This is a genomic window from Pseudomonas sp. R15(2017) (assembly GCF_002112685.1).
GTDB classification, from domain to species: Bacteria; Pseudomonadota; Gammaproteobacteria; order Pseudomonadales; family Pseudomonadaceae; genus Aquipseudomonas; species Aquipseudomonas glycinae.
In genome coordinates this window covers 578,638-596,340 of sequence record NZ_NEII01000003.1, presented here as the reverse complement: position 1 = coordinate 596,340, position 17,703 = coordinate 578,638, and the positions used below count along the sequence as shown (strand labels likewise).

At 60.4% G+C, this 17,703-nt stretch carries 13 protein-coding genes; 9 read left to right on the top strand and 4 right to left on the bottom strand.

Annotated elements, in window-relative coordinates:
- Positions 1-23 precede the first annotated feature (23 nt).
- Positions 24-275, top strand: a complete 252-nt coding sequence (gene tusA / locus CAF77_RS09690; protein WP_007953079.1) for a sulfurtransferase TusA — start codon at positions 24-26, stop codon at positions 273-275.
- A 50-nt stretch (positions 276-325) separates the two neighbouring features.
- On the opposite strand, the gene CAF77_RS09685 is transcribed toward tusA, so the two are convergent.
- Complete coding sequence (locus tag CAF77_RS09685) at positions 326-1,735, bottom strand: MATE family efflux transporter (protein ID WP_041475594.1); 1,410 nt, start codon at positions 1,733-1,735, stop codon at positions 326-328.
- Between the two features lie 179 nt (positions 1,736-1,914).
- Between CAF77_RS09685 and pdxB the strand changes: the two genes are divergently transcribed.
- Positions 1,915-3,057, top strand: a complete 1,143-nt coding sequence (gene pdxB, locus CAF77_RS09680) for a 4-phosphoerythronate dehydrogenase PdxB (protein WP_085654384.1) — start codon at positions 1,915-1,917, stop codon at positions 3,055-3,057.
- Between the two features lie 57 nt (positions 3,058-3,114).
- On the opposite strand, the gene CAF77_RS09675 is transcribed toward pdxB, so the two are convergent.
- A complete protein-coding gene (locus tag CAF77_RS09675) occupies positions 3,115-3,294 on the bottom strand; it encodes a PA1571 family protein (RefSeq protein ID WP_085654383.1) in 180 nt (59 codons plus the stop codon).
- Positions 3,295-3,553: 259 nt separating this feature from the next.
- On the opposite strand from CAF77_RS09675, the gene CAF77_RS09670 reads away from it, so the two are divergent.
- The gene (locus CAF77_RS09670) at positions 3,554-5,347 is read left to right on the top strand and encodes an ABC transporter transmembrane domain-containing protein (protein WP_170928944.1); all 1,794 of its coding nucleotides are present in this window, start codon (positions 3,554-3,556) and stop codon (positions 5,345-5,347) included.
- 93 nt (positions 5,348-5,440) lie between these two features.
- On the opposite strand, the gene CAF77_RS09665 is transcribed toward CAF77_RS09670, so the two are convergent.
- On the bottom strand, positions 5,441-7,369 hold the full coding sequence (locus CAF77_RS09665; protein WP_085654382.1) for a transglycosylase SLT domain-containing protein: 1,929 nt from the start codon (positions 7,367-7,369) through the stop codon (positions 5,441-5,443).
- A gap of 214 nt (positions 7,370-7,583) precedes the next feature.
- Here CAF77_RS09665 and CAF77_RS09660 point away from each other — a divergent pair, with 214 nt between their 5' ends.
- Positions 7,584-9,506 carry an ATP-binding cassette domain-containing protein gene (locus CAF77_RS09660; protein ID WP_064381114.1) on the top strand — a complete coding sequence of 641 codons (1,923 nt, stop codon included), beginning with the start codon at positions 7,584-7,586 and terminating at the stop codon, positions 9,504-9,506.
- 76 nt (positions 9,507-9,582) lie between these two features.
- Here the strand turns inward: CAF77_RS09660 and CAF77_RS09655 are convergent, their stop codons facing one another.
- Positions 9,583-10,020, bottom strand: a complete 438-nt coding sequence (locus CAF77_RS09655; protein WP_064381112.1) for a universal stress protein — start codon at positions 10,018-10,020, stop codon at positions 9,583-9,585.
- A gap of 103 nt (positions 10,021-10,123) precedes the next feature.
- Between CAF77_RS09655 and CAF77_RS09650 the strand changes: the two genes are divergently transcribed.
- The 5 genes from CAF77_RS09650 to topA all read left to right on the top strand — a co-directional run bounded on the left by CAF77_RS09650 (position 10,124) and on the right by topA (position 17,535).
- Positions 10,124-10,561 (top strand): hypothetical protein, encoded by a 438-nt coding sequence (locus CAF77_RS09650; protein WP_064381109.1) that lies wholly within the window; start codon positions 10,124-10,126, stop codon positions 10,559-10,561.
- 540 nt (positions 10,562-11,101) lie between these two features.
- Positions 11,102-13,249, top strand: coding sequence for a fatty acid oxidation complex subunit alpha FadB (gene fadB / locus CAF77_RS09640; protein WP_085654381.1), 2,148 nt, complete (start codon positions 11,102-11,104; stop codon positions 13,247-13,249).
- Between the two features lie 29 nt (positions 13,250-13,278).
- Complete coding sequence (gene fadA, locus CAF77_RS09635; RefSeq protein ID WP_085654380.1) at positions 13,279-14,454, top strand: acetyl-CoA C-acyltransferase FadA; 1,176 nt, start codon at positions 13,279-13,281, stop codon at positions 14,452-14,454.
- Between the two features lie 99 nt (positions 14,455-14,553).
- Positions 14,554-14,790 (top strand): DUF1653 domain-containing protein, encoded by a 237-nt coding sequence (locus CAF77_RS09630; protein WP_007953059.1) that lies wholly within the window; start codon positions 14,554-14,556, stop codon positions 14,788-14,790.
- Positions 14,791-14,904: 114 nt separating this feature from the next.
- The gene (gene topA, locus CAF77_RS09625) at positions 14,905-17,535 is read left to right on the top strand and encodes a type I DNA topoisomerase (protein WP_007953057.1); all 2,631 of its coding nucleotides are present in this window, start codon (positions 14,905-14,907) and stop codon (positions 17,533-17,535) included.
- Positions 17,536-17,703: the final 168 nt, after the last annotated feature.

The following is a 17,703-nucleotide window of genomic DNA, read 5'->3' as shown; positions in this document are numbered from 1 at the left end:
CCGGCCAGTTTCAGGAGTGAATCATGAGTGAAATGATTGATACGCCGGTCGACGGCACCCTCGACGCCACGGGCCTCAACTGCCCGGAGCCGGTGATGATGCTGCACCAGCACATCCGTGACCTGGTGCCTGGCGGCCTGCTCAAGGTAATCGCCACCGACCCGTCGACCCGCCGCGACATCCCCAAGTTCTGCGTGTTTCTCGACCATGAACTGGTGGGGCAGCACGAAGAGGCCGGAACCTATCTGTACTGGATCCGCAAGAAGTCCGGTTGATCGAAAGGCAAAAAAAGACCTGCAAATGCAGGTCTTTTTTTTATGGCCGGTCAGCCCATCGAGCGACTGATGCGAATGCGTTTGCGTGCGCTGCGCGTCAGGCGGATCGACAGCATCAGCGCCGCACAGCTGAGGCCGACGATCAGGCCTTCCCACAAGCCGCTCGGGCCGCGTGGTTCGCCGAGCCAGTCGGTCAGGCCGAGGGCGTAACCTACCGGCAGGCCGATGCCCCAATAGGCGAACAGGGTCAGGATCATCGTCACGCGAGTATCCTGATATCCGCGCAACGCACCGGCGGCAGTAACCTGAATCGCGTCGGAAAACTGGAACAGCGCCGAGTACACGATCAGCATCGCCGCGATGTGAATCACCATCGGGTCAGAGGTATAGATCGCCGCAATGTGTTCGCGCATCAGCAGCATCATGCTCGCCGACAGGCAGGCGTAAGCCAGCGCGGTGCCCATGCCGACACCCGCGGCGAATCGCGCTTCACGGGGTTCTTCACGGCCCAGGGCCTGACCGACCCGCACGGTCACGGCCATGCCCAGCGAGTACGGAATCATGAACACCAGGGAGCTGACGTTCAGCGCGATCTGGTGCCCGGCCACCACCGTGGCGCCGAGGCTGCCGATCAGCAGCGCGATCACCGCGAAAATGCTCGACTCGGCAAACACTGCAACGCCGATCGGCAGACCGATGGCCAGCAAACGCTTGATCACCGCCCATTGCGGCCAGTCGAAACGGCTGAACAGTTCGCTAGACTTGTAGGCCGGGGCCCAGCGCTCATAACCGGCCAGGCCCAGCGCCATCACCCACATCACGATCGCCGTGGCCCAGCCGCAGCCGACGCCGCCCATGGCCGGCACGCCGAAGTGGCCATAAATGAATACGTAGTTGAGCGGGATGTTCAGCGCCAGGCCGCACAGGCCCAATACCATCGCCGGCCGGGTGCGACCGAGGCCGTCACTGGTGCAGCGCAGCACATGGTAGAAGGCCACAGCCGGCAGACCGCTGGCGATGCCGTGCAGGTACTGCATGCACGGGCCGATCAGTTCCGGATCGACCTTCATCAGGTGCAGGATCGGTTCGGCGCTGAACAGCATGGTGGTAGCCATCAAGCCCACCACCAGTGCCAGCCACAAGGCCTGACGCACGATCGGGCCGATCTCGCTGTGGGTGCCGGCGCCGAAGCGCTGGGCGACTTTAGGCGTGGTCGCCAGCAAAGTGCCGGTCATCAGCAGGAACACCGGCACCCAGATCGAGTTGCCCAGCGCCACAGCCGCCAGATCCTTGGGCCCGACGCGCCCGGCCATTACCGCATCGACGAAGCCCATGGCGGTGGTCGCCAGTTGCGCGATCATGATCGGCAGGGCCAGGCCGAGCAGATTCTTCAGCTCCAGGCGAACCCGGGCAGGGCGGTTGAGGGAAACGGCAGCAGGGCGGTCAGTCACGGAATTCACAGGCAAAGCGTCCACAGGGGTTGATGCGCAAGGCCGGGCATTCTACGCCGCTGACGTAACGGTCAGGAAAAATCCTCTGTTGCGGATTTGTAATCGCCGCGCCTCATCAAGAAATCACAGCCTGCTGGCTCATCGCAGCCCCAGCGCCTACACTGCCGATCCGCCCAAGGAGCCTCGCCATGCTGATTGTTGCCGACGAAAATATCCCGCTGCTCGATGCCTTTTTTGCCGGTTTCGGCGAGATCCGCCGGGTGCCTGGCCGCTCCATCGACCGAGCCACGGTCGAACAGGCCGATGTATTGCTGGTGCGCTCGGTGACCAACGTCAATCGCGCATTGCTCGAAGGCAGCAAGGTGCGTTTCGTCGGCACCTGCACCATCGGCACCGATCATCTGGATCTCGATTACTTCAGCGAGGCCGGCATCACCTGGTCCAGCGCGCCCGGCTGCAATGCCCGGGGCGTGGTCGATTATGTGCTTGGCAGTCTGATGACCCTGGCCGAAATCGAAGGCGTCGATTTGCGTGAACGTACTTACGGTGTGATCGGCGCCGGTGAAGTCGGCGGTCGCCTGATCAAGGTGCTCAAAGGCCTGGGCTGGAACGTGAAAGTCTGTGACCCGCCGCGTCAGGCGGCCGAGGGCGGCGACTATGTCAGCCTGGAGCAGATCATCGCGCAGTGCGACGTGATCAGCCTGCACACCCCGCTGACCCGCCACGGCGATGACGCGACCTGGCATTTGTTCGACGAGCAGCGTTTGCAGCAGCTCAAGCCCGGCGCCTGGTTGATCAACGCGGCTCGCGGTCCGGTGGTGGATAACGCCGCGTTGCGCGAAGTGCTGCTGGAGCGTGAAGACCTGCAAGCAGTGCTCGATGTCTGGGAGGCCGAGCCGCAAGTCGATGTGGCGCTGGCCGAGCTCTGTGTGTTGGCGACGCCGCACATCGCCGGTTACAGCCTCGACGGCAAGCAGCGCGGCACGGCGCAGATCTATCAGGCTTACTGCGACTTTATCGGTGAGCCCGCCATCATTCAGCTCGGCGATTTGCTGCCGGCACCATGGTTGTCGGAAGTTTCCCTGCACGCCGACAGCGATCCGGCCTGGGCGCTGGCGATGTTGTGCCGTGGCGTGTACGACCCGCGCCGGGATGACGCGGATTTCCGACGCACGCTGCTGGGCAGCGTCGGTGAACAACGTGCCGCGTTTGATCTGCTGCGCAAACAGTATCCGTCGCGACGCGAGATCGAAGGCTTGAAGGTGCGGATCGACGGTGATTCGCCGGCCCTGCGCCAGATCGTGACCGCGCTGGGCGCAATGGCCGTATAAACAGCGGGCAGAAAAAACCCGGCCTGCAGAGGCCGGGTCAGGAAGACGGTGGCGATATCACTTTTGTTCGGCAGGCTTGACCAATCGCTTCTCCAGTTCGCGGCAGGCGTTCTGGATCATGTCTTCAGTGATTGGCACTTCGCGCCCATCCTTATCGATCATCGAGCAACCCAGAGGTTGGCCGGGCTTGGTGCGGATCACTTCAATCTTGTCATCGCTGCTGTGTTGCAAGGACATGGCCTGTCTCCTCATCAGGTTGTGTGCCTAGATTAAAACCGTCAGGTGACCAGGCTGTGACAACTCCCTGCGGTCGGATCGGAACGGCATCTCCACTCAAACAGAAATGACCGTCCGTCTCAACCCGGACCTTAGACCAATAGCATCTAGAGGGTAGTCGAGCCGGTCATATTTAACCTGACTCATTGTGATTTACAGAGTTCCACCCCATTTGAGTCTGTAGGCTGGCCCTATCCACCCGCACACGACGTGAACCTGAATGATCCCGATGCTTTCCTCGCGCCACCGCCGGGCCTTGCGCCTGACCAGTCATTTCCTTGCTCCCTATCGCTGGCCGGCCTTCGGCGCACTGCTGGCGCTGATCGTCACGGCGGGCATCACCCTGTCGATGGGGCAGGGCATCAAGCTGCTGGTCGACCAAGGCTTCATGACTCAATCGCCGCACTTGCTCAATCAATCCATCGGCCTGTTCATGTTGTTGGTGTTCGGTCTGGCGGTCGGCACCTTTGCGCGGTTTTATCTAGTGTCCTGGATCGGTGAGCGCGTGGTGGCGGATATCCGCCGGCAGGTGTTCAACCATCTGGTGTACCTGCATCCCGGGTTTTACGAGGACAACCGCAGCTCGGAAATCCAGTCGCGGCTGACGGCTGATACCACGCTGCTGCAATCGGTGATCGGCTCGTCGCTGTCGCTGTTCCTGCGTAATCTGCTGATGGTCATTGGCGGTGTGGTGCTGCTGTTCATCACCAACCCGAAGCTCACCAGCATCGTGGTGATCGCACTGCCGCTGGTGATTGCGCCGATCCTGATTTTCGGCCGCCGCGTGCGTAACCTCTCCCGGCTGAGTCAGGACCGGATCGCCGACATCGGCAGCTACGTCTCGGAAACCCTCGGCCAGATCAAGACCGTACAGGCCTACAACCATCAGGTGCAGGACGAACAGCGTTTCGCCAGTACCGTCGAGCAGGCGTTCGAGACTGCGCGCAAACGGATTTTCCAACGGGCCTGGCTGATCACGCTGGTGATCGTGCTGGTGCTCGGCGCCGTCGCGGTGATGTTGTGGGTCGGCGGAATGGACGTGATCGCGGGGCGGATTTCTGCCGGTGAACTGGCGGCGTTCGTGTTCTACAGCCTGATCGTCGGCAGTGCGTTTGGCACGTTGAGCGAAGTGATTGGCGAGTTGCAGCGAGCGGCCGGCGCCGCCGAGCGCATTGCCGAATTGCTGCGGTCGGAGAACATCATCCAGCCACCGACCACGGGATTGGTGACGCTGCCGGAACGAGTCAAAGGCGAGCTGGAATTGCAGGATGTGCGTTTTTCCTACCCTTCGCGTCCCGAAAGCCTCGCCGTCGATGGCTTGAGTCTGACGATCAACGCCGGCGAAACCCTGGCGCTCGTAGGACCGTCTGGCGCGGGCAAGTCCACGGTGTATGACTTGCTGCTGCGTTTCTACGATCCCCGGGAAGGGCGGATCCTGATCGATGGCGTACCGCTGACGAGCCTCGATCCGCTGGACCTGCGTCGCTGCTTCGCGCTGGTCTCGCAAACCCCGGCACTGTTCTTCGGCAGTGTCGAAGAGAACATCCGTTATGGCTGCCCGTCGGCGACCCTTGAACAAGTCCGCGAGGCCGCCAGAATCGCCCACGCCCACGACTTCATCGAACAGATGCCCGACGGTTACCAGACCCACCTGGGCGATGGCGGCCTCGGCCTGTCCGGCGGGCAACGCCAGCGCCTGGCCATTGCCCGGGCGCTGCTGGTCGACGCGCCGATCCTGCTGCTCGACGAAGCCACCAGCGCCCTCGACGCCCAAAGCGAACACCTGATCCAGCAAGCATTGCCGAGCCTGATGCAAAACCGCACCACGCTGGTCATCGCCCACCGTTTGGCCACGGTGAAAAACGCCGACCGGATCGCGGTGATGGATCAGGGCAAACTGGTGGCGATCGGCACGCATCAGGAGTTGATCGCCAGCAATCCGCTGTATGCGCGGTTGGCGGCGTTGCAGTTCAGTGATGGTCATCAGGTTTCAACCGACCCTGTAACCGACTAGGTAATCGACCTAGTGGAACGCCATAAAAAATGCCCGCATCTCTCGATGCGGGCATTTTTGTTTACGTCGATCTATCGGCGATAGGCGCCCCGATCACTGATCGTCGAAATACCGCTCATGCCAATCCACCAGTGGTTGCGGCGAGTTGAGTTTCTGGCCGTAGATCACCGAGTAGGACAGCACGTTCTGTACGTACTGGCGGGTTTCGTCGAACGGGATGCTTTCCACCCACACGTCGAAGCTCAGATGGTCGGCGCCACGCAGCCACTGGCGCACGCGGCCGGGGCCGGCGTTGTAGGCGGCGGAGGCGAGCACGCGGTTGCCGTTGAACTGGCTGTGCACCTGGCTGAGATAAGCGGCGCCTAGCTGGATGTTTTTGTCCGGATCCAGCACCTGCTGTGGCGAGGCCAGTGGAATGCTGAACTTGCGAGCGGTTTCCTTGGCGGTGCCGGGCATCAGTTGCATCAGGCCGCTGGCGCCGACACCGGAGCGGGCGTCGTCCATGAACGCACTTTCCTGGCGGGTAATGGCGAATACCCAGCTCGAATGCAGGCCGCGCATCTTGGCTTCGCGCACCAGAGTGTCGCGATGGGCCATCGGGAAACGGATGTCCAGATCATCCCAATACTGCGCCTGACTGATGGTGCGGATGGCCGGGAAATACCATTTCAGGTCGTAGGCCAGTTTTGCCTGGGCGACCATTTCATCGCGGCTGAAATGCCGGCTGACGTGATACCACTCGCGGCGGCCGTCGACGATCTGCCCACGGGCGTGGAACTCCAGTGCGCGACGTACGCCAGGCGTGTTGCGCACCTTGTTGATCAGCGCCTGACTGAGCACCAGCGGCTTGTTGTTCAGCGAGTACGGCGATTGCGAGCGGTCGGCGGCGAGGAAACCGTAGAAATCCCGTTCCCGCGACAGGTTCTTGTACAGCGTCTGCGCTTCCGGGTTTTGCGGTTGCGCCAGTTCCAGGCTGCGGGCCTGCCAGTAGCGCCAGCGGTTGGTGGTGGCCAGGTCCTGTGGCAAACGACGGGTCAATTGGTAGGCGTCATCCCAGCGCGCCAGACGCAACAACAGACGCAGACGCCATTCGGACACGGTGTTGTCGCGCAGTTCCGGATCGTACTTGGTCATCACATCCAGCGCGCGGCTGTCGAAGCGGCGGGCGAGGGTCAGGCCGATTTCCCGGGCGATCGCGACTTTTTCATCCCGGGAGAAATGCATGCTGCTGGCATAACCGTCGAGCAGGGCCATGGCCTTGTCCGGGTCCTGACGCGCGAGGCGGCGCAGGCCGAGGCTGACCACATCGGACATCGGCTCATCGGCCGGCGTGAAACGCGAGGGTTGGTTGAGCAGTTCCGGCTTTTGCGCCACATCCACCAACAGTCGACCGCGTGGGGCGAGGGTGGTCAGGCCGTTGACGAGGCTGTTGGCCAGCGGATAGTTACGGTGCTGGGCGGCGAGTTTGGCGCGTTCCCAGCGTTTCTGTTCGGTCAACTGACCTTCGGCGGCCCACATGCCGAACAGCGCATCACAGGCGGCAGGCTGGGATTTGCCGGTCAGCCAGAGCTTATCGGCATTGGCGAAACCCTCGGCCTTCTTGTTGTGGCTGATCTGGTACTGCGCGTTGAGGCAGTCAAGTTCAGTGAAATTCAGTTTCGGGTCGTAATACTTGACGAACGTCGCCCAATCGCCGCGATCGGCCAGCCAGCGCAGCCAGCGCAATTTCATCCAGTTGGCCTGCGGCAGGTCACCGTGCTCGGCGAGGAATTTCTCGATCTCCGCGTTGCTGGCGGTTTTCAGCCGAGCAGTCAGCTCGTCGTAAGCCAGGTACGGCTCCAGTGGATAGTCGGCGAGGGCCTGGCTGTAACGGAAATAGGGACCGCTGTCGCCCTTGGCCAGGGCGCGCTTGGCTTCATCGTAATACTGGCGTTGGGTGGACAGGTCCACCGCCTGGGCGGATTGAACGGCAGCGGCGGAAAGCAGCAAACATGACAAAACACTGAAGAGGCGACTGCGCATGAGACATCCGGGCAGAGAAATCATGACAAGTGCCGGCCCAAACCCGCACTGAATTGCCTGTAGCTTAGCCTTTTGCCAGCAAGGGGCGAAAGCTTTGCCGGCCTCGCAGCACAAGTTCGCAACAAATGTTGTGCAGAGTGCGTCAGCGGCGAAATTGCCGGCCTGCTCGGGCCCCGATTCAGGTAGAATGCGCGCCCGGTTTTTGGAGAAGCTCATGACCCTGCTCAAATTCAGCGATGTGTCCCTTGCATTCGGCGCGATGCCGTTGTTGGACAAGGTGTCCTGGCAGATCGCCCGTGGTGAGCGGGTGTGCATCATCGGCCGCAACGGCACTGGCAAATCCAGCATGATGAAACTGGTCAAGGGCGACCAGAAGCCTGATGACGGCTCGGTGTGGCGTGCCCCCGGTCTGAAAATCGGTGAATTGCCGCAGGAATTGCCTGTGGCCGACGAGCGGACAGTGTTCGATGTGGTCGCCGAAGGCCTCGACGGCGTGGGGGCGTTGCTCGCCGAATACCACCACCTGAGCCAGAACATCGTCACCGACGCCGATCTGGACAAACTGATGCACGTCCAGCACGACCTTGAAGCCCGCGATGGCTGGCGCTTGCAGACCCTGGTCGACAGCACCCTGAGCCGCTTGCAACTGCCGGCCGACAAGACCCTTGCCGAACTGTCCGGCGGCTGGCGTCGTCGCGTACTGCTGGCGCAGGCGCTGGTGTCCGAGCCGGATCTGCTGCTGCTCGACGAGCCAACCAACCACCTGGACATCGGTGCGATTGCCTGGCTTGAAGAGGCACTGAAGGATTTCCAGGGCGCCGTGCTGTTCATCACGCACGACCGTTCTTTCCTGCAAAACCTCGCCACCCGCATCCTTGAACTGGATCGCGGCGGCCTGATCGACTGGAACGGCGACTACGCCAGTTTCCTCGTCCATAAAGAAGCCGCACTGGCCGCCGAAGAAACCGCCAACGCGCTGTTCGACAAGCGTCTGGCCCAGGAAGAAGTGTGGATTCGCCAAGGCATCAAGGCCCGTCGCACCCGTAACGAAGGTCGCGTACGTGCGCTGAAAGCATTGCGTGTGGAGCGCAGCGAGCGTCGCGAGCGCACCGGCAAGGCCAACATCCAGCTGGAAACAGCGGAGAAGTCCGGCAAGCAAGTGATGGTGCTGGATAACGTGAGCTTCGCGCATCCGGGCGGTCCGTTCCTGATCCGCGATTTCTCCATGGTGCTGCAACGAGGTGACCGGATCGGCCTGCTCGGCGCCAACGGTACCGGCAAAACCACTTTGCTGAAACTGATGCTCAGCGGTCTGCAACCGACCAGCGGCAAAGTGGAAGAGGGCACCAGGATCGACGTGGCCTACTTCGACCAGTTGCGCCATCAGCTGGATCTGGAGAAGACCGTGATCGACAACGTCGCCGAAGGTCGCGACTTCATCGATATCGACGGCCAGAGTCGCCACGTGTTGAGCTACCTCGGCGACTTCCTGTTCAGCCCGCAGCGTGCCCGCACGCCGGTGAAGGCGTTGTCCGGTGGCGAGCGTGCGCGTCTGCTGCTGGCCAAACTGTTCAGCAAGCCGGCGAACCTGCTGGTACTCGACGAACCGACCAACGACCTCGACGTGGAAACCCTCGAGCTGCTCGAAGAAGTGCTGCTGACCTTCAACGGCACGGTGCTGATGGTCAGCCACGACCGGGCATTCCTCGACAACGTGGTTACCAGCACCCTGGTCTTCGAAGGTGAAGGCAAGGTTCGCGAATACGTCGGCGGCTATCAGGACTGGATCCGTCAGGGCGGCTCGCCGCGTCTGCTGGGCGTGACCGAAAGCAAATCCGGCAAGGCTGACCTGAATTCGGCGGTGGTCACTGCCGAACCGGCTCCGGTTGCCGCGCCGGTTGCTGCGGCCCCGGCTGCGAAAAAGAAGCTGAGCTACAAGCTTCAGCGCGAGCTGGAAGCGCTGCCGGGCGACATCGATGCCAAGGAGCAGCAGATTGCTGCTGTCGAGGCTGAAATGGCCGAGGCCGGCTTCTATCAGCGTCCGCCGGCCGAGACGGCCAAGGTGATTGCTTCTCTGGAGCAGTTGCAGGCTGAGCTGGATGCGCTGGTGGAGCGTTGGGCCGAGCTGGACGCCTGATTGTTTCCAGGCATGAAAAAGCCCGGCGTCCAGTGATGGGCGTCGGGCTTTTTTAGCTTTTCATAAGAGAGTGGAATCAGCGTTTGACCAGGTGCACCGCCAGCACATCGCAAGGTGCGCCGTGCAGCACGTCATTGGCGGTCGAGCCCAGCAACAGCGCCAGACCATGCCGGCCATGGCTGCCGACCACGATCAGGTCGCAGCCCTGTTCCTTGGCGAAATGGTGGATTTCCTGACGTGGCTGGCCGTAGGTCAGGTGGCAGTTGGCGCCTTCGAGTTCGGTGTACTTGTGCTTCAGGCGTTCGAGACGTTCCTTGGCCTGATCGAACTGCTGCTGTTGCAGTTGTGACAGATCCATCGGCACGTCACCGCCAAAGGCCATGGCCATCGGTTCGACGATATGCACCAGTGACAACTTGGCGCCATTGCTCACCGACAGCTCTCGGGCGCGGTGGATCACAGGGTCGCACTCTTCGGTCAGATCTACGGCGACCAGGACATGGTGGTAGGGCATGAGGTGCTCCTCGTGAGGGATCAATATTGGTAAGTATGGCTGGTTTCAAGCGCATTGGTTCCAAAGTGACGCAATGGGCTCATCAAGATTCGGGAGTAGAGATATGACGGTCTGGCTGGTGGTGTCAATCCTGCTGGTGGTGTTGAGCCCACTGGCGTGGTTGCGTCCGTCCCGTGCACAGAGTGGCCGGATAGCCTTGCGCACGGAGGCCCGGCGCATCGGGCTGGCCATGCAACTGGCGCCTCAAGAGTGGCCGCACTGGCTGAGCCAGGAGCCGCCAAACCCGTGCGCGCAATACCATCGGCCACGCCGTGGCAAGCAGCCGGCGTGCTGGGCGTATTGGCAGAAATCGCCGGGGGTTTGGGTGAATCAGTGGCAGGAAGTCTGTGAGGATCCGCTGCTGCTCAATCATTTCGAAAAATTGCCGGGCAACGTTTTCAAGGTCGAGGCGGACAAGCAGATGATCGCGCTCTATTGGGGCGAGAAGGGTGACGCTTCGGTTTTGCTGGAAATTGATGCCACGCTGAAAGCGCTGGCATGACTCACGGACTTTTCGCGCTGCAACGGTGCGAAACGTCCGGCAGACGCGCAATAAAAAGCCCGACATGATTCATCGGGCGGGGTTGGCCAGGCAGGCCGGAAATTCTTCTTGGCGTTGACCCGGAGTGATCCGGTCAGCAAACGTGCACCTGTTTTCCTTCGTAGTCCAGCCAGCGTAGCCTGTTAAACAAGGCTTGCGGTGAATTAGGGCGACTTTTCTAACTATTAATCTTATGAATGCCCTCACATGCAAGCATGTGTGGCCGGGCTGCGTCCTACAGAAATGACCGCAAAGTCGCATTTCAACCCGTATTTAGGGCGATTGACAATTGTCGGAAATTCCGTGAAGGTGGCGTACCCAAATCAAACGGGCGTATGAATTGAGCGTTTGTATTGCAGACTGCTCCTACAGAATCCCGACTATCGCGTTGGCGGGTGTGCCGGGTGGATGGGTGTCAGCATCGACGAAAAAACGTCCTGCCGAGCCATTTGCCTGCGTCCGACGTGTACTGTTCAGCTTCCATATCGTGGAGATCAGTTGATGATTTACGAAGGTAAAGCCATCACGGTTAAAGCTCTTGAAAGTGGCATCGTCGAATTGAAATTCGACCTCAAGGGTGAGTCCGTCAACAAGTTCAACCGTCTTACCCTGAACGAGCTGCGTCAGGCCGTAGACACCATCAAGGCAGATGCTTCGATCAAGGGCGTGATCGTCAGCAGTGGCAAGGACGTGTTCATCGTCGGCGCCGACATCACCGAATTTGTCGACAACTTCAAGCTGCCGGATGCCGAGCTGGTTGCTGGCAATCTCGAAGCCAACAAGATCTTCAGCGATTTCGAAGACCTCAACGTTCCGACCGTCGCCGCGATCAATGGCATTGCTCTGGGTGGCGGTCTGGAAATGTGCCTGGCAGCGGACTACCGCGTCATGTCCACCAAGGCCAAGATCGGTCTGCCGGAAGTCAAGCTGGGCATCTACCCGGGCTTCGGTGGTACCGTGCGTCTGCCGCGTCTGATCGGTGCCGACAACGCCATCGAGTGGATTGCCGCCGGCAAGGAAAACCGTCCTGAAGACGCGCTGAAAGTCGGCGCCGTCGATGCCGTGGTTGCTCCCGAAAAGCTGCAGGATGCCGCCCTTGAGCTGATCAAGCGCGCCATCTCCGGCGAGTTCGACTACAAGGCCAAGCGTCAGCCGAAGCTGGAAAAGCTCAAGCTGAACGCCATTGAACAAATGATGGCTTTCGAAACCGCCAAAGGTTTCGTGGCTGGCCAGGCCGGTCCGAACTACCCGGCCCCGGTCGAAGCGATCAAGACCATCCAGAAAGCCGCGAACTTCGGTCGCGACAAGGCGCTGGAGGTCGAAGCCGCAGGTTTCGTGAAACTGGCCAAGACCTCTGCCGCGCAGAGCTTGATCGGTCTGTTCCTGAACGATCAGGAACTGAAGAAAAAGGCCAAGGCCTACGACGAAATCGCCAAGGACGTGAAGCAGGCTGCCGTACTGGGCGCCGGCATCATGGGGGGCGGTATCGCCTATCAGTCGGCTTCCAAAGGTACGCCGATCCTGATGAAGGACATCAACGAGCACGGCATCGAGCAAGGTCTGGCGGAAGCCGCCAAGCTGCTGGTCGGTCGTGTTGATAAAGGCCGCATGACTGCCGCGAAGATGGCTGAAGTGCTCAACGGCATTCGTCCTACGCTGTCCTACGGCGATTTCGGTCACGTCGACCTGGTCGTTGAGGCCGTGGTCGAGAACCCGAAGGTCAAGCAAGCCGTTCTGGCGGAAGTCGAAGCTCAAGTCAAAGAGGACACCATCCTCGCGTCCAACACTTCGACCATTTCCATCAGCCTGCTGGCCAAGGCCCTCAAGCGTCCGGAAAACTTCGTCGGCATGCACTTCTTCAACCCGGTGCACATGATGCCGCTGGTGGAAGTGATTCGTGGCGAGAAGTCCAGCGAGCTGGCCATCGCCACCACCGTTGCCTACGCCAAGAAAATGGGCAAGAACCCGATCGTCGTCAACGACTGCCCGGGCTTCCTGGTCAACCGCGTCCTGTTCCCGTACTTCGGCGGTTTCGCCAAACTGGTCAGCGCCGGTGTGGACTTCGTCCGTATCGACAAGATCATGGAAAAATTCGGCTGGCCGATGGGCCCGGCATACCTGATGGACGTGGTCGGCATCGACACCGGTCACCACGGTCGTGACGTAATGGCTGAAGGCTTCCCGGACCGCATGAAGGACGACCGTCGTTCGGCCATCGACGTGCTTTACGAAGCCAAACGTCTGGGTCAGAAGAACGGCAAGGGCTTCTACGCCTACGAGGCTGACAAGAAAGGCAAGCAGAAGAAAGTCGCCGACCCGTCGGTACTGGAAGTGCTCAAGCCGATCGTCTACGAGCAGCGCGAAGTCACTGACGAAGACATCATCAACTGGATGATGATCCCGCTGTGCCTGGAAACCGTGCGTTGCCTGGAAGACGGCATCGTCGAAACCGCCGCCGAAGCCGACATGGGTCTGGTCTACGGTATTGGTTTCCCTCCATTCCGTGGCGGTGCGCTGCGCTACATCGATTCGATCGGTGTTGCCGAGTTCGTTGCCCTGGCCGACCAGTACGCTGATTTGGGCGCGCTGTACCACCCGACCGCGAAGCTGCGCGAAATGGCCAAGAACGGCCAGAGCTTCTTCGGTTAAGCGCCCCCAACTAGAGTGAGAGTGAACTTATGAGCTTGAATCCTAGAGACGTCGTGATTGTCGACTTCGGTCGTACTCCGATGGGCCGCTCCAAGGGCGGCATGCACCGCAACACCCGCGCCGAAGACATGTCGGCGCACCTGATCAGCAAACTGCTGGAACGCAACACCAAGGTCGATCCTGCCGAAGTCGAGGACGTGATCTGGGGCTGTGTGAACCAGACCCTGGAACAAGGCTGGAACATCGCGCGTATGGCGTCGCTGATGACCCAGATCCCGCACACTTCGGCCGGCCAGACTGTCAGCCGTCTGTGCGGCTCGTCGATGAGCGCGCTGCACACCGCTGCGCAAGCGATCATGACCGGCAACGGTGACGTGTTCGTGGTTGGTGGCGTCGAGCATATGGGTCACGTAAGCATGATGCACGGTGTCGATCCGAACCCGCACATGTCCCTGTACGCGGCGAAAGCCTCGGGCATGATGGGCCTGACCGCTGAAATGCTGGGCAAAATGCACGGCATCACTCGCGAACAGCAGGACGCCTTTGGCGTGCGTTCCCACCAGTTGGCCCACAAGGCGACTGTGGAAGGCAAGTTCAAGGACGAAATCATCCCGATGCAGGGTTACGACGAGAACGGTTTCCTGAAAACCTTCGACTACGACGAAACCATTCGTCCGGAAACTACCCTGGAAAGTCTGGCGGCTCTGAAGCCGGCGTTCAATCCAAAGGGCGGCACCGTGACGGCCGGTACTTCGTCGCAGATCACCGATGGTGCTTCGTGCATGATCGTGATGTCGGCACAGCGTGCACAGGACCTGGGTATCCAGCCTCTGGCCGTGATTCGCTCGATGGCGGTAGCGGGTGTGGACCCGGCCATCATGGGCTATGGTCCGGTACCGGCTACTCAGAAAGCACTGAAACGTGCCGGCCTGGGTATCAACGATATCGACTTCTTCGAGCTCAATGAAGCGTTCGCCGCACAGGCCCTGCCAGTGCTGAAAGACCTGAAAGTGCTCGACAAGATGAATGAGAAGGTTAACCTGCACGGCGGCGCGATCGCCCTGGGTCACCCGTTCGGTTGCTCCGGTGCCCGTATTTCCGGCACGTTGCTGAGCGTGATGAAGCAGAATGGCGGCACCTTCGGGGTGGCCACCATGTGCATTGGCCTCGGCCAAGGCATCTCCACCGTCTTCGAACGCGTTTAAGCGTCTCGTCGATGGAAGCCGGGGCCAAGTGCCCCGGTTTTTGTTTTTGCGGATTTATTTTTGTTTTTATTTTGAAAAAATTTGAGTGAGGGCCGAAGCATGCCGATACAACCTGGGCTCTACCAACATTACAAAGGTCCGCAGTACCGCGTATTCAGTGTCGCGCGGCATTCCGAGACTGAAGAAGAAGTGGTCTTTTACCAAGCCCTGTATGGCGATTACGGCTTTTGGGTACGTCCCTTGAGCATGTTCCTGGAGTCCGTCGAGGTTGACGGGGAGCAGGTCCCACGCTTTGCTTTGGTGCAAGCCGAACCGAGCCTTTTTTCGAAGCCGTAAGGCGAGTGCGCGCAAAACCCTGCGCTTGACCTCACCTTGTAGCCACTATATATAGCGGTGCCGCGTCAGGCGCCAACCGCCTTTCACTTCTAGAATTCAGGAATTTTCTGATCCATGGGCAAATCGCTGGTCATTGTGGAATCCCCGGCTAAGGCCAAGACCATCAACAAGTATCTGGGCAACCAATACGTGGTGAAGTCGAGTATCGGCCATATCCGAGACCTGCCCACCAGCGGTTCGGCTAGCGCCAGCAAGGAGCCTGCCGCCAAGCGCGGCAAGGCTGCTGCGGGCGAAGCGCCAGCGCTGTCGCCGAAAGAGAAGGCGCGCAAGCAGCTGGTCTCGCGGATGGGAGTCGATCCTGAACACGGCTGGAAAGCCAAGTACGAGATCCTTCCGGGCAAGGAAAAGGTCATCGAAGAGCTGCGCCGGCTCGCCAAGGATGCTGACACCATCTATCTCGCAACCGACTTGGATCGCGAGGGGGAAGCCATTGCCTGGCACCTGCGCGAAGCCATCGGCGGTGACGACAGCCGCTACAAGCGCGTGGTGTTCAACGAAATCACCAAGAAGGCGATTCAGGAAGCCTTCTCGGAGCCGGGCGAACTCGACATCGATCGAGTGAATGCTCAGCAGGCTCGTCGTTTCCTCGATCGCGTTGTGGGCTACATGGTCTCGCCGCTGCTGTGGGCCAAGATCGCCCGTGGCCTGTCCGCCGGTCGCGTGCAATCGGTTGCCGTGAAGCTGGTGGTCGAGCGTGAGCGTGAGATTCGTGCGTTCAATCCGGAAGAGTACTGGGAAGTGCATGCCGATCTCGGCACCGCCAAAGGCTCGACCGTGCGTTTCGAAGTCGCTCGCGAGAAAGGCGAAGCCTTCAAGCCGCTGAATGAAGCGCAGGCTACGGCTGCGCTGGAGAAGCTCAAGTCCTCCAGCTACAGCATCGTCAAGCGTGAAGACAAACCGACCAGCAGCAAGCCGTCGGCACCGTTCATCACTTCGACCCTGCAACAGGCCGCGAGCAACCGCCTGGGCTTCGGTGTGAAGAAGACCATGATGATGGCACAGCGTCTGTACGAAGCCGGCTACATCACTTATATGCGTACCGACTCGACCAATCTCTCGGCTGATGCCGTGGCGATGGCGCGCGATTACATCGAAACCGAGTTCGGCAAGAAGTACCTGCCGGAATCGCCGAACGTCTACAGCAGCAAAGAAGGCGCACAAGAGGCTCACGAAGCGATTCGTCCTTCCGACGCCAACACCACGCCCGCCAAGCTGGCCGGCATGGAGCGTGACGCTGAGCGCCTCTACGAGCTGATCTGGCGCCAGTTCCTGGCTTGCCAAATGCTGCCGGCGCAATATCTGTCGACCACCGTCAGCGTCGCTGCCGGCGACTTCGAGCTGCGCGCCAAGGGTCGCATCCTGAAGTTCGACGGTTACACCCGCGTGCTGCCGCAAATCACCAAGCCTGGCGATGACGATGTTTTGCCCGACATGGCGCAGGGCGACGTGATGAAGCTGATCAAGCTCGATCCGTCCCAGCACTTCACCAAGCCGCCGGCCCGTTATTCGGAAGCCAGCCTGGTGAAGGAAATGGAAAAGCGTGGCATCGGTCGTCCTTCGACCTACGCAGCGATCATCTCGACCATTCAGGATCGCGGCTACGTGACCCTGCACAACCGTCGTTTCTATTCGGAAAAGATGGGCGACATCGTTACCGAGCGTCTGTCGGAAAGCTTCTCGAATCTCATGGACTACGGCTTCACCGCCGGCATGGAAGAGAACCTCGATGACGTGGCCCAGGGCGAGCGCGACTGGAAAAACGTGCTGGACGAGTTCTACGGCGACTTCAAGAAAAAACTTGAAGTGGCTGAAAACCCAGAAGCTGGCATGCGTGCCAACCAGCCGGTGATGACCGACATTCCGTGCACCACTTGCGGCCGTCCGATGCAGATTCGTACTGCCTCGACTGGCGTGTTCCTCGGCTGCTCGGGCTACAGCCTGCCGCCGAAAGAGCGCTGCAAGGCCACCGTCAATCTGGTGCCGGGCGATGAAATCGCGGCGGACGACGAAGGTGAGTCGGAATCCCTGGTACTGCGCGGCAAGCACCGCTGCCCGATCTGCAGCACGGCGATGGACGCCTACCTGCTCGACGAGAAGCGCAAGCTGCACATCTGCGGTAACAACCCGGATTGCGCCGGCTACGAGATCGAAGAGGGCAGCTACCGCATCAAGGGCTACGAAGGTCCGAGCCTGGAATGCGACAAGTGCGGCAGCGAGATGCAGCTCAAGACCGGCCGTTTCGGCAAGTTCTTCGGTTGCACCAATCCGACCTGCAAGAACACCCGCAAGCTGCTGAAGAGCGGTGACGCGGCGCCGCCGAAGATGGATCCGGTGAAGATGCCTGAGCTGAAATGCGAAAAGGTCAACGACACCTACATTCTGCGTGACGGTGCTTCCGGCCTGTTCCTGGCGGCTAGCCAGTTCCCGAAAAACCGCGAGACCCGTGCTCCGCTGGTGATCGAGATTCTGCCGCACAAGGACGAAATCGATCCGAAGTACCACTTCCTGTGCGAAGCGCCACAGAAGGATCCGGATGGCCTGCCAGCCGTGATCCGCTATAGCCGCAAGACCAAGGAGCAATACGTTCAGACCGAAGTCGACGGCAAGCCGACTGGCTGGAAAGCGTTCTTTGACGGTGGCAAGTGGACGGTCGAGGACAAGCGTCCGGCGAAAGCCAAGGCTTGAGCTGACTCTGACCTTGTGTTGGGCTGATGCTGTCGGCCCAACACATCAAAAGGCCGCATGACAACCTTAGGGTTTTCATGCGGCCTTTTTGTTTAAAGCTTGCGGTCGGATCGGCTGATCCATGACACTGTCCGGCCTGTGTGAAGCAATTATTTCGTTGTGGAGAGT

What these genes read in the sequence shown, in the direction of transcription:
- CAF77_RS09675 (WP_085654383.1), bottom strand. Translation starts at nt 3,294, where the DNA reads ATGTCCTTGCAACACAGCAGCGATGACAAGATTGAAGTGATCCGCACC.
- tusA (WP_007953079.1), top strand. Translation starts at nt 24, where the DNA reads ATGAGTGAAATGATTGATACGCCGGTCGACGGCACCCTCGACGCCACG.
- CAF77_RS09630 (WP_007953059.1), top strand. Translation starts at nt 14,554, where the DNA reads ATGCCGATACAACCTGGGCTCTACCAACATTACAAAGGTCCGCAGTAC.
- fadB (WP_085654381.1), top strand. Translation starts at nt 11,102, where the DNA reads ATGATTTACGAAGGTAAAGCCATCACGGTTAAAGCTCTTGAAAGTGGC.
- fadA (WP_085654380.1), top strand. Translation starts at nt 13,279, where the DNA reads ATGAGCTTGAATCCTAGAGACGTCGTGATTGTCGACTTCGGTCGTACT.
- CAF77_RS09665 (WP_085654382.1), bottom strand. Translation starts at nt 7,369, where the DNA reads ATGCGCAGTCGCCTCTTCAGTGTTTTGTCATGTTTGCTGCTTTCCGCC.
- topA (WP_007953057.1), top strand. Translation starts at nt 14,905, where the DNA reads ATGGGCAAATCGCTGGTCATTGTGGAATCCCCGGCTAAGGCCAAGACC.
- CAF77_RS09650 (WP_064381109.1), top strand. Translation starts at nt 10,124, where the DNA reads ATGACGGTCTGGCTGGTGGTGTCAATCCTGCTGGTGGTGTTGAGCCCA.
- CAF77_RS09670 (WP_170928944.1), top strand. Translation starts at nt 3,554, where the DNA reads ATGATCCCGATGCTTTCCTCGCGCCACCGCCGGGCCTTGCGCCTGACC.
- CAF77_RS09660 (WP_064381114.1), top strand. Translation starts at nt 7,584, where the DNA reads ATGACCCTGCTCAAATTCAGCGATGTGTCCCTTGCATTCGGCGCGATG.
- pdxB (WP_085654384.1), top strand. Translation starts at nt 1,915, where the DNA reads ATGCTGATTGTTGCCGACGAAAATATCCCGCTGCTCGATGCCTTTTTT.
- CAF77_RS09655 (WP_064381112.1), bottom strand. Translation starts at nt 10,020, where the DNA reads ATGCCCTACCACCATGTCCTGGTCGCCGTAGATCTGACCGAAGAGTGC.